Below are 12410 nucleotides of genomic sequence, written 5' to 3' on the forward strand. Positions count from 1 at the left end.
ACAAGAAAAACTAAAACCAGTGCCAGAAGTTAAATTAGTACCAGAAAAATGGGTAGATCGTTACGGCGATTACCTCTTCAATTTTACCATAGGTCGAGTAAGCGATGGAATTATCGCGCAAGATTTGGTATCTGAAACTTTTCTGGCTGGTTTAAAAAGTGCACATCGATTTAAAGGAAATTCTACTGAAAGGACTTGGTTGATTTCAATTCTTAAACGTAAAATCATAGATCATTACCGCAAAGTCAATTCTAATAAAGGAAAAGCAGAAGTGCGCATGAGTTACCTATCCAGCAGCGATCAAGAAGGCGACTGGATGGAAGAACAAGCTGCAGATTTGCGAAACCCTAATGTAGAAGATGACATTGAGCAAAGAGAATTAGGAGAAGCTCTTGAAGAATGTATTGCTTGTTTACCTGAGCGATATGCTACTATTTTTGTGCAAAAAACCATAGATAATCTGGAAACCGAAACAATATGTAAGGAACATAATATCACGGCGTCCAATCTTTGGGTAATCATTCACAGAGCTCGCGTGCAGCTTATGGAATGTCTCAACAAAAAATGGCACAAGAACAACTAGTCTAATGAGTAGATTTTTTATCAATTGCGATCAAGCAAGTATTTTAAGCACAAGAGAACAATACGGAGACCTCAATCCAAAAGAGGCTTTCCGTCATAAATTGCATAAAGGACATTGTTTGCGATGTCGTTCATTTCATAAAAATAATGAACGTTTTCAACGCACTTTAAAAGGATTAAGGTGGGTTTCTTTAGGAATTGAACAAAAGAAATTAATTAAGAAAGCTTTAAAAGAGGCTATGAAAAAATAAGAATCAATGAAATGAAAAAAGAGCTCCGTAGCTCTTTTTTTTATGCTTTATTTCTTTCCATCTACCAGATATTCTTAAAGTAAGTAATACAAACCTAACCATAATAATGGAATGGCTTCCACAAGAAAACTAGCGTAGTAATCTGATTTGAATTTGTCTGAAAAGCAGATGGCAACTGTTGTAACTACGATCATAATTATTTCGTGAGAATAAATTAGTAATCCTCTACTATTGCCGTAAACAATAATTGTCAAATAGAATACACAAAGCACAATCCCCATGATTTTAGAGGTTTTTACACCTAATACTTGAGGTAATGTGCGTAAATTTTCTTCGTCATATTTCAAATCTCTTATCTCAAAAGGTATGCAAAGAGCAATAACAAGAGTAAATATTTTTAAGGTATGTTGATCTAAATATTTATCAGGTTCCATTAACATTCTATATTCTTCGGTATTTGAAAAACTATAAAACGTATCAACGTAGAGAAATTGAGGTATACCTACAACTAACACAGACCAAACTATTGCCACAGAGAATAATTTAAAAAATGGACTATACCTAAGCCCATTTCCTTTCCATATAGGTAAAGTATATAATAAGTTGATGATACAGACTATGATCAATAAGAACCATGCAAATTTGCTGAAATATATTGCGAGATATAGAGCAATTGCTGATGAGAGAGCTGTAAGAATTTTTAAAGTAATATTACTTTTTAAAGGCTGTTTCAACCAAATTAAACCATATTTGATTAAATTATATCCAGCTATCGCAGAACAAAATAAAAACACATAATATCCAAAATATGTGCCGAGATTATAGCTCTCGAGATATACGATGGCTAACGCCACAAAACAAACCGCCACATGCAAACTGCTACGTATATAAAAGTCTATAATGCTTTTTAATAACTTCATTATTCAAATTTACCTTGTATAGTTAATAACTCACTTAAAAAGGTTGAAAAATTGATTGAATTTATACAAACGCTTGTTAGTTTAAATACCTTAAACGACTACTTTTGCAACGAATTCAAGTAGAATTCATTATCTTAAAAATAGACCACACAAGTACTATGAATACAGATCGTTTTGCCCTTAGACACATCGGACCTCGCAAGGCAGACCTTGCTCCCATGCTAGAAAAAATAGGAGTTTCTTCTATTGATGAACTCGTTTATGAAACCGTACCAGCAAACATACGTTTGCAGCAAGATTTACAATTAGATCCTGCAATGAGCGAGTTTGAGTTCCTAAGCCACATTAATAAATTAGGTGCCAAAAACAAGCAATTCAGATCCTACATAGGTTTGGGATATAACCAGCCTATCACACCTGCGGTAATTCAAAGAAATATTCTAGAAAATCCAGGTTGGTATACTGCTTACACGCCTTATCAGGCAGAGATTGCACAAGGCCGTCTTGAAGCGCTGTTGAACTACCAGACCATGGTGACCGATTTAACAGGAATGGAGCTTTCAAATGCTTCATTACTTGATGAGTCCACTGCCGCTGCAGAAGCGATGACTTTGCTATTTTCTGTACGTGAACGTGCGCAGAAAAAAGAAAATATAGTAAAATTCTTTGTAGATCAAGATACGTTACCGCAAACTAAAGAGCTTCTAAAAACTCGTGCTATTCCATTAGGTATTGAGCTTGTAGAAGGAAATCCTATGGACATCGATCTTAACGGTGGATATTATGGAATCTTGTTACAATATCCTGGTGCGAGTGGAAATGTGGTGGATTATACGGCTTTCGCGAAAACGTGCAAAGAAGCAAACATACGTATTGCAGTAGCGGCAGATATTCTTTCCTTAGTACTACTAGAAGCTCCAGGCCATTGGGGTGCAGATGTGGTTGTGGGAACCACACAGCGTTTTGGAATTCCGCTAGGTTACGGTGGACCACACGCAGCCTTTTTTGCAACACGTGAAGAATTTAAAAGACAAATTCCAGGTCGTATCATAGGTGTCACTAAAGATACCGATGGAAAGCGCGCTCTACGTATGGCGTTACAAACACGTGAGCAGCATATTAAAAGAGATAAAGCCACGTCTAATATTTGTACTGCACAGGTTTTACTTGCTGTAATGGCTGGTATGTACGGTGTATACCACGGACCTCGTGGATTGAAGTTTATAGCAAATAAATTACATGCTCAAACCGCCACTCTAGCAGACGCAGTAGAGAAATTAGGCATTTATCAGACTAACGAGAATTACTTTGACACTTTAAGTTTTAAAGTAGATGCTGATAAAGTAAAAGCAGCAGCGCTAGAATTAGAGATCAATTTTTACTATCCAGATGCTAACACTGTTCAGGTTTCTTTAAATGAAACTACTTCTTTAGAAGATTTGAATGATATTGTTTCCGCTTTCGCGAAAGCGGTGAATAAAGACTTCTCTCCTATTACAAACGTTGAAAAGAAAACGACAAAACATTTAGGAAATGGACGTCAAACAGATTTCATGACCTATGAAGTCTTCAATTCCTACCATTCTGAGACAGAATTGATGCGTTACATCAAGAAATTAGAGCGCAAAGATTTGGCCTTAAATCACTCGATGATTGCTTTAGGGTCTTGTACGATGAAATTGAACGCAGCAGCTGAGATGTTACCACTTTCTAATCCACAATGGGGAAATATACACCCATTTGTACCATTAGATCAAGCGCAAGGTTATCAAGAAATGTTGAAGAAATTAGAACTGCAGTTAAATGAATGTACCGGTTTTGCTGGAACATCATTGCAACCTAATTCTGGTGCGCAAGGTGAATTTGCCGGATTAATGGCGATACGTGCCTACCACATTTCAAGAGGTGATGAACATAGAAATATATGTTTGATTCCGTCTAGTGCGCATGGAACAAATCCTGCTAGCGCGGTAATGGCTGGAATGAAGGTAGTCGTTACCAAAGCATTAGAAAATGGTAACATAGACGTAGATGATCTACGTGAAAAAGCGATACAATATAAAGATAATTTAAGTGCGTTGATGGTTACTTATCCATCGACACATGGTGTTTATGAAAGTGCGATTAAAGAAATCACTGGAATTATTCATGAATACGGTGGACAAGTTTACATGGATGGTGCTAATATGAACGCGCAAGTAGGATTAACTAATCCTGGAAACATAGGTGCAGACGTTTGTCACTTGAATCTTCACAAAACATTTGCCATACCTCATGGTGGTGGTGGACCTGGTGTAGGACCTATTTGTGTGGCGCCGCAACTTGTGCCGTTTTTGCCTACTAATCCTATCATCTCAACTGGTGGTGATCAGGCAATTACTCCTATTAGTGCAGCACCTTTCGGTAGTGCGCTGGCATGTTTGATATCTTACGGATACATCTGTATGCTAGGAGCTGATGGTGTGAAACGATCTACAGAATATGCTATTGTAAATGCCAACTATATTAAGGAACGTTTAAAAGGATCTTTTGAATGTCTTTACACAGGTGAGAAAGGCCGCGCAGCACATGAAATGATCATAGACTGTCGTCCGTTTAAAGAAAACGGAATTGAAGTAGTTGACATAGCAAAAAGATTGATGGATTATGGTTTCCACGCTCCTACGGTATCTTTTCCAGTAAACGGTACGATGATGATCGAGCCTACTGAATCTGAATCCAAAGAAGAAATGGATCGTTTTTGCGATGCGATGATTTCTATAAGAGAAGAAATTAAATTATGTAAAGAAGATGAGCCTAACAATCTTTTAAAGAATGCACCGCACACATTACAAATGATCACGAGCGATGACTGGGATTTACCATATACCAGAAAACAAGCTGCATATCCACTAGATTATGTAAGTGATAATAAATTCTGGCCTACCGTAAGACGTGCAGACGATGCTTATGGTGACCGTAATTTAATGTGTACTTGCGCTCCAATGGAAGAGTATTTAGATTGAAGATAGAATAAATTTCTGTCAACTTGATTTTATTATAGACAGTTATAATTTATAAGTGTACCTATCGATAATCTAAACGGGACAGCAATACTATAAAAAACCGAATCAGCTTTATGTTGATTCGGTTTTTTGTTAGCGATTTTTATATATTTATTTCTAAATAATTCAAAAACATGAAGACTTACCTAACTACAATTATATGTTTGATATTTGGTCTACATAGCTTTTCTCAAAACACCAACCTATCCGATGGAACTGTTTTTGATGGTGAACCTTATGTAGCCATCAACCCTAATGATTCTAATAACATTGTAGTCGCATGGATGGGATGGGTAAATGTGGCTAATCAATTTCAAATAAAAACTAAAACCAGTTTTGATGCTGGAAATAGCTGGAGCAATACTGGACTAATTCCGCATGTAGTGAGTAGTTATTCCTCTGCAGATCCATCTATAGCTTTTAATAATAACGGAGAAGTTTTTATAAGTTATATAGACTTTACAGGAACTACTCCACCGGTTACTGGAGGCGTTTACCTTGTTAAATCTTTAGATGGTGGCCTTTCATGGGGAAATCCAGTAAGTGTTATAAATACAACTTTTGATGGTACTAAATGGCCTATAGATAGACCATGGATGGCTATTGATCGTTCCACCGCCAGTACTCAAGGGACCATTTATGTAACAAGTATGAACTTAAATCGCACTAATGCTCCTTTCAATCCTTATGTTTCTATTTCTACTAATAATGGTGTTACTTTTTCTACTTCTTACTTAGATACAACTAATTGGTTAGCTGGTAGTGCAAATAATTTACCAATGCCATCTCCTATCGTAAGTAGTACTGGTGTATTTTATGCTAGTTATCCCTCTTTTGTTGTAACTCAAAGTCCATTTGCTCGTTTACTTTTAGCATCTTCAGATGATGCAGGAACTACGTTTACCCATCGAGCTGTTGGCAACATTATTAATCCTGTACCATTGACCAACTTCCCTGATGCTAAAAAAGCTGGTCTTTTATTGAGTAATCCAGCAAACGCAAGTCACATTGCAACTATAGGACTGAGAACTACAAATGGTGACCTAGACGTATTCTTAACAGAATCCTTTGATGCTGGTACAACATGGAACGCACCAATTAGAGTAAATGACGATCCTATTTCTAACGATAGAATGCAAGATCTAATTTGGGGAGACTTTGATAATGATGGCGATTTAGTGATCACATGGAGAGATAGAAGAAACGGTATCGATGGAACCTACTCTGCTGATTCTGAAATATATGCAGCTTACCGACCATTTAATGCTACTCAATTTCAGCCTAATTTTAGATTATCTAGTTTATTAATTCCATATGATCCTATACTCACAAGTTCTGGAAATGATTTTATGTCTGTTCAATTAGAAAATGATATAATACATGCTGTTTGGGGTGATCCTAGAAATGGGCATTTGAATATTTGGTTTCAAAAAACAGATACACAAGGAAATGTATTGTCTTTACAAGAAATTTCCTCAGATCAGCAATCAGAAATTAAAATATTCCCTAATCCAGCAAGTTCAAGTATAAACATTCAAGGTAAAAAAATACTTGAAGCAACTCTTGTTGATATCCAAGGGAAAGAAGTATTTAAAACTTCAAATAATTTAAATGTTGACGAGTTACAAATTCCTATCGAAGGTTTCTCTAATGGAACATACGTATTGCAAATCAAAACCTATGCAAGTCGATTGTATAAAAAAGTGATTATTCAAAACTAAAATTTAATTAAGGTGACTGTCCCTGATGCCTAAATTATAGATCCAATAATGATTTCTTTCAATGCAAAATTAAAACAAGGGTGAGGTTTCAACAAATACTAACCAGAATTCTCTATTAAAGAAAGAGGAATGTCCCATTTTTTTGATGCAATAGTTTTAGATGTTTTATGAAGTCTTTTATGAAATATAAGCAGAAAACAACCTTTTACTATTCACAGCATTATATATTTATCATTAAAACTTAAGATTCTTTGCATATTTCTCAATAATTTTAAAACTACCCCACATTCCACTGTTAAATATTAGGAATGAAGTACTTTAATCACTTTTTTTGCATTCCTAAGGATTGAATACAAGCTGAATGAGAGCAAAAATTACTGGAGTAGGAAGTCACATTCCTGATGTTGTAAGAAAAAATGAAGAGTTCATGAATCATGAATTCTTAAATAATGATGGAAGCTCTTTTGGTAGTGATAATGCGACTATTATAAAGAAGTTTGTTGCTATCACTGGTATAGATGAGCGCAGATACATAAAACCTGAGCAGGTAACTAGTGATATTGCTACTTTTGCCGCACTAAAGGCCATTGAAGATGCTAGTTGTGATCCAGAAACCATAGACTATATTATCGTTGCACATAATTATGGTGACATAGAAGAAGATAGCGGTTCTAGTGACATGGTTCCTAGTCTTGCCACTAGAGTTAAAAGTAAACTAGGCATTGTTAATCCGGCATGTGTTGCTTTTGATGTGCTTTTTGGTTGTCCAGGATGGGTTTTAGGACTCACTCAAGCAGATTCCTTCATCAAATCTGGACTGGCTAAAAAGGTACTTGTAATAGGTGCTGAGGCGTTATCGCGTGTTGTAGATCCACATGATAGGGATTCTATGATCTATTCTGATGGTGCTGGCGCTGTTGTAGTTGAAGCTAGTACAGATCAAAGTGGTATTTTAGGACAGGCTACAGCTACTTATACACATGAAGAAGCTTTCTTTATTTTTAATGAAACATCTTATAACAAAGAACTAAAAGATAAAACCAAATACATCAAAATGTATGGCCGTCGTATCTATAATTTTGCCCTTTCTAAAGTGCCAGAAGGAATGAAAGCGGCTATGGATCAAGCCGGTGTGGACATTAATGATTTGAAAAAAATCTTTATCCATCAAGCAAATGAGAAAATGGACGAGGCTATCGTAGATCGTTTCTATAAACTTTATGATATGGAAACCCCTAAAGATATCATGCCTATGATCATTCATAATCTTGGAAATAGCTCAGTAGCAACGGTTCCTACGGTTATGGATCTAGTAATTCATGGAAAATTACCACAGCACAAAGTAGAAAAAGGTGATGTAGTCATGTTTGCTAGTGTAGGCGCAGGAATGAATATCAATGCAATTGTTTATCGCTATTGATAATGATATATTTAAAAATGAAATCCCTTTTGAAAAGTACTTTTAAAAGGGATTTTTTTAAGGTAAATAATTTCAATTACTCATCACCTACAATATGTTCAATTGCAGCTGCTAGTTTGAAATCTTTTTCTGTAAGACCGTTCACGTCATGCGTTGAAAGAGTAATCTCTAAGGTTGCATAGGTATTGTGCCAGTCTGGATGGTGTTCCATTTTTTCTGCTTCCATCGCGATACGAGTCATTACAGAGAAACAGTCCATGAAGTTTTCAAATTCAAAAGTAGTGTGAATAGCATCATCATAATAATCCCATCCTCCTACATTTTCTAAATGCTTCTCTATTTGTGCTTCGGTTAATTTTTCCATTGTCGATTTATTTGTTGTCAAAGGTATTTTTTATTTTCCTTTTTGCCTCACCTATTCCTTCTTTAATTTTTCCTTTGGCTTGATCTAATTTTCCGTCTAATTCTTTGTCGCTCATAATCTTCATTTTTATTGATTGAACTAAATATAGTTTCGCTTTCGCGAAAGCGTACCCAAAAAAATCTTAATCCTGCACTAAAGGAATCTTAATACAAATTCTATCTCCTATCTTTGAAACATGAAAAAAATAGCCTTTTTTATTTTATTAGTTAGCACTACAGCCATAGCGCAAACGGACTCTTTAACGACCAGTAATTATGAAGATGCGTTGCATCTTAGAGAAATACCTAGACACAATTTAATTGTAGATCTAGGGATAGCGCAACCTACTGGCGACTATGCAGATATCGCGAGAGCTGGATTAGGTTTAGGAATGGAATACCTTTATTACACAAATAAAAAGTTAGGATTTGGTATTAGTTTGAGGCATCAATACAATGAATTCGGTTATATTGATTTTCAAAATGATAGTAGTACAGGAGTAACCAATAATAACTGGACCAATACATCCATTAGTGTTGGACCAACGTATTCTTACACTAGAAATAGGTTTCAGTTTGATGCTTTTTTAAAAGGTGGAATCGCTTTTCTCAATAATCCAGAGAATTCTGTTTCACAAATAGGTATAGGCAATACACAGATTTTTTCTAGTGATACAGAAAACAGTTCTTCTTCTAGCGCTTACATAGAAGGTGGCTTGAGGTTTAATTATTATTTCCGTAGATCAGTACAAGTATTCTTTTCACCTCAATTCAACACTACTTTAGGGAATCCTATTAAATACACGACCAGAGATAATACAGATGCAACAGTGATACAACCTAATATTTCTAGTCAAATAAATATGTCTAATCTCATATTTAACGTAGGTATAAAAATCGCTATTGGTAAAGAATATAGTAGTGGCGAGCTGCGTATAGATGACTAATATGAATTTGAAATCGAAATCGAATTTGCATTAGAATTTGAAAATGAAGTTTTTTCTATTGAATAAAATTTTTGAATACGGATCAGTAACTGTTTTAATTTTAACCTAGTCCGTGTTGGTACGCATAAAAGTAAATGAACATTTCTATTTTAAGAAAGGGAAAACAGTTTGGTGACAAGCGCAAAGAGTAACTTGAAAGGGTTTTATTGTTATATAATCTAAAATTATTCAAATACCAACCTCAATTTCCGTGGAAGCTATTTTTTTTTAATTGAAATTCAAGTTCAACTACTTTTTTTAACAAGTCTTTATTCTTTATGTTTTGTTTAAGAGTTACCTTTATACCTTAAACAAAACAACTTGAAACTATACCAATTTTCTTCGCAACAAAAACTTCCTATTTCTCTAGACGAGGCTTGGAAATTTTTAACTGATGCAAATAATTTAAAGCTTCTTACACCACCAGAACTGGACATGACTGTTCAATATGGTACAGAAAGAGGTATGTATCCAGGGCAACTCATTGAATACAGCGTCACGCCTCTTCCTTTTTATAAAACTAATTGGGTAACGCATATTACTCAAGTTGAAGAGAAGAAATTCTTTGTGGATGAGCAAATGTATGGTCCTTATGCCACCTGGCACCACAAACATTTTATCAGTGCGATTGATGGAGGTACATTGATGGAAGATTTGATTCACTATCGCTTGCCATTCGGTGTTCTCGGCAAATTAGGAGCACCATTTGTAAAGAAAAAGTTGGAAGAAATTTTCCGCTTTCGCGAAAGCGCACTTATCAAACACTTCGGTGCGTTTAATGAAAATACAAAGACAGTTCAAGATATAGAAACAACACAAAAACACGAAATACTCAATTAAAATGTCAAAAAACATATTACTCATAGGCGGAAGCCACGGAATAGGAAACGCAATTGTACAGCATATGCACTCAGGAAACAACGTGTATGTCGCATCTAGAGAAAATGAAAATTTACCTAGTGGTGTTACCCATATTCCGTTTGATGCATTGACCGAAGAGTTAGATACATCGACTTTACCAGAATCCTTAGATGGTTTTGTGTACTGTCCAGGAAGCATCAATTTAAAACCGTTCAAAATGTTGAAACAATCACATTTTGAAGACGATATGGAGATCAATTTTTTCTCTTTGATCAAGGCTACAAGATCTGTTCTACCATTGTTAACTAAAAATGGAAATAGTAGTATTGTTTATTTTTCTACCGTTGCTGTAGGAACTGGTATGCCATTTCACACTAGTGTAGCAGCTGCAAAAGGAGCCATAGAAGGTTATGCTCGCGCACTAGCAGCAGAATATGCGCCTACAGTAAGAATAAATGTTATCGCACCATCACTTGTTGATACACCTCTAGCTGGTAGACTGTTAAATAATGATGCCAAAAAGGATAAAATGGGTGAAATGCATCCATTAAAACGTGTAGGAACTCCAGAAGATATCGCAAGCGTTGCGTCATTTCTATTGAATCAAAATGAAGGCTGGATTACCGGGCAAGTAATCGGTGTAAATGGAGGAAAAGGCTCTTTGAGTCTGGGCTAGATAAAGACTATTAATCAATCATTAAAAGACTAAAGGTGAAAGAATAAAAACTTTTATCTTTAGTCTTTTAGTATTGCATAAAATTTAAAATGATCTGCTGTACTTGATGATTTCATTAAACTACGGTAGTAAAAAAAGCATTGTTTGCATGAGTAAGAAAGTAAATATTTTTTGGTTCCGTAGGGATTTAAGATTAGATGATAATGTAGGTTTCTATGAAGCCCTTAAAAGTGATCTTCCTGTTGTTCCTATTTTTATATTTGATAAGGATATTCTTGATAAACTTCCAGAAGATGACGCTCGCGTCACTTTTATTTTTGAAGAATTGCAGCGCATGCGTGCTACTTTACAAGAAGAGCAAGACAGTTCTTTAGCCATGTATTATGGTAAACCGATAGATATCTGGAAAAAAATTCTAGAAACGTATGAAATCGATACTGTTTTTACTAATCGGGATTATGAGCCTTATGCAAAAGAAAGGGATGAAAAAATAGATCAACTTCTTGCAGAGAAAAACATAGATTTCAAAACCTTTAAAGATCAAGTGATTTATGAAAAGGATGAAGTAGTAAAAAATGACGGCGATCCTTACGTGGTTTATACACCATATAAAAATAAATGGCTGGAACATTTCAGAGAAGATTTTGGTTCTGGTGAAGATCAGAAGTTTTATTACACCTCTGAGTATATAGGTAATACTATTAAAAATAGTCGTTTACCTAATGTTTCTTTAAGTGATATGGGTTTTGTCAAGTCTAAAATAGAAATTCCAGAATATACGGTCACTCCTACACTAATTGGAGATTATGAAAAGACTAGAAATTTTCCAGCAATTGAAAAAGGAACTTCTCGATTGGGTGTTTACTTAAGGTTTGGAGTAGTAAGTGTTCGTAAAATGGTACGCAAAGCAGACCATGCATCAGAAAAAACTTTTCTAAGTGAGTTGATCTGGCGAGAGTTCTTCATGCAGATTTTATATCACTTTCCACATACTAAAGACAAAGCTTTTAAATCAAAATACGATCGTATTGAATGGGTCAATAATGAAGCTCAATTTGAAAAATGGAAAGAAGGAAAAACTGGTTATGCACTCGTTGATGCTGGAATGCGTGAGTTAAATACTACTGGACACATGCACAATCGTGTACGTATGTTAGTCGCTAGCTTTTTAATCAAGCATTTACTTATAGACTGGCGATGGGGCGAGGCTTATTTTGCAGAAAAACTACTAGATTACGAAATGTCCAGTAATGTAGGTAACTGGCAATGGGCAGCTGGTAGTGGTGTTGATGCAGCACCTTACTTTAGAATTTTCAATCCTATTACTCAAAAAGATAAATTTGATAAGGAGAGAAAATATATTAAGGAGTTTGTACCAGAATTTGGTACTTCTAAGTATCCAGAAATGATGGTAGACCACAAAGAATCTAGAGAACGATGTTTGAAGGTTTATAAGGAAGCGGTATCGTGATGAACTTGAACTTGAACTTGAATTTAAATTTGAATTTGAATTTGAATTTGAGAATTTAGAATAATAATCGCTCTCG

Annotated in this window: 11 protein-coding genes; 9 read left to right on the forward strand and 2 right to left on the reverse strand. The window is 35.3% G+C overall.

Going from position 1 to position 12410, the window contains the following annotated elements; translation table 11 throughout:
- The first annotated feature begins 19 nt into the window (after nucleotides 1–19).
- Together ACTF54_RS06365 and ACTF54_RS06370 are read left to right on the forward strand one after the other, a co-directional pair.
- Nucleotides 20–583 (forward strand): sigma-70 family RNA polymerase sigma factor, encoded by a 564-nt coding sequence (locus ACTF54_RS06365; RefSeq protein WP_347202386.1) that lies wholly within the window; start codon nucleotides 20–22, stop codon nucleotides 581–583.
- A gap of 4 nt (nucleotides 584–587) precedes the next feature.
- Complete coding sequence (locus tag ACTF54_RS06370) at nucleotides 588–833, forward strand: hypothetical protein (RefSeq protein WP_347202387.1); 246 nt, start codon at nucleotides 588–590, stop codon at nucleotides 831–833.
- 74 nt (nucleotides 834–907) lie between these two features.
- Here ACTF54_RS06370 and ACTF54_RS06375 read toward each other — a convergent pair whose 3' ends face one another.
- Nucleotides 908–1366: a hypothetical protein gene (locus tag ACTF54_RS06375; RefSeq protein ID WP_438968985.1), complete on the reverse strand. Its 459-nt coding sequence runs from the start codon at nucleotides 1364–1366 to the stop codon at nucleotides 908–910.
- A 545-nt stretch (nucleotides 1367–1911) separates the two neighbouring features.
- Here ACTF54_RS06375 and gcvP point away from each other — a divergent pair.
- The 3 genes from gcvP (at nucleotide 1912) to ACTF54_RS06390 (ending at nucleotide 7938) form a co-directional block, all read left to right on the forward strand.
- Nucleotides 1912–4758: an aminomethyl-transferring glycine dehydrogenase gene (gene gcvP / locus ACTF54_RS06380; protein WP_438969061.1), complete on the forward strand. Its 2847-nt coding sequence runs from the start codon at nucleotides 1912–1914 to the stop codon at nucleotides 4756–4758.
- Nucleotides 4759–4931: 173 nt separating this feature from the next.
- Nucleotides 4932–6518 carry a T9SS type A sorting domain-containing protein gene (locus ACTF54_RS06385; protein ID WP_438968986.1) on the forward strand — a complete coding sequence of 529 codons (1587 nt, stop codon included), beginning with the start codon at nucleotides 4932–4934 and terminating at the stop codon, nucleotides 6516–6518.
- 361 nt (nucleotides 6519–6879) lie between these two features.
- Entirely contained in the window at nucleotides 6880–7938 is a 1059-nt protein-coding gene (locus ACTF54_RS06390; RefSeq protein ID WP_347195887.1) for a 3-oxoacyl-ACP synthase III family protein, read from the forward strand.
- 76 nt (nucleotides 7939–8014) lie between these two features.
- Here the strand turns inward: ACTF54_RS06390 and ACTF54_RS06395 are convergent, their stop codons facing one another.
- Nucleotides 8015–8302 (reverse strand): 4a-hydroxytetrahydrobiopterin dehydratase, encoded by a 288-nt coding sequence (locus ACTF54_RS06395; RefSeq protein ID WP_347195886.1) that lies wholly within the window; start codon nucleotides 8300–8302, stop codon nucleotides 8015–8017.
- Nucleotides 8303–8537: 235 nt separating this feature from the next.
- Here ACTF54_RS06395 and ACTF54_RS06400 point away from each other — a divergent pair, with 235 nt between their 5' ends.
- From ACTF54_RS06400 to ACTF54_RS06415, 4 genes are all read left to right on the forward strand, one after another.
- Nucleotides 8538–9287, forward strand: a complete 750-nt coding sequence (locus ACTF54_RS06400) for an autotransporter outer membrane beta-barrel domain-containing protein (protein ID WP_438968987.1) — start codon at nucleotides 8538–8540, stop codon at nucleotides 9285–9287.
- A gap of 360 nt (nucleotides 9288–9647) precedes the next feature.
- On the forward strand, nucleotides 9648–10166 hold the full coding sequence (locus ACTF54_RS06405; protein ID WP_347195884.1) for an SRPBCC family protein: 519 nt from the start codon (nucleotides 9648–9650) through the stop codon (nucleotides 10164–10166).
- A gap of 1 nt (nucleotide 10167) precedes the next feature.
- Nucleotides 10168–10863 (forward strand): SDR family NAD(P)-dependent oxidoreductase, encoded by a 696-nt coding sequence (locus tag ACTF54_RS06410; protein ID WP_347195883.1) that lies wholly within the window; start codon nucleotides 10168–10170, stop codon nucleotides 10861–10863.
- Between the two features lie 148 nt (nucleotides 10864–11011).
- Nucleotides 11012–12334, forward strand: a complete 1323-nt coding sequence (locus ACTF54_RS06415) for a cryptochrome/photolyase family protein (RefSeq protein ID WP_347195882.1) — start codon at nucleotides 11012–11014, stop codon at nucleotides 12332–12334.
- Nucleotides 12335–12410: the final 76 nt, after the last annotated feature.

The sequence above is a fragment of the Nonlabens sp. genome (assembly GCF_965657255.1).
GTDB lineage: Bacteria > Bacteroidota > Bacteroidia > Flavobacteriales > Flavobacteriaceae > Nonlabens.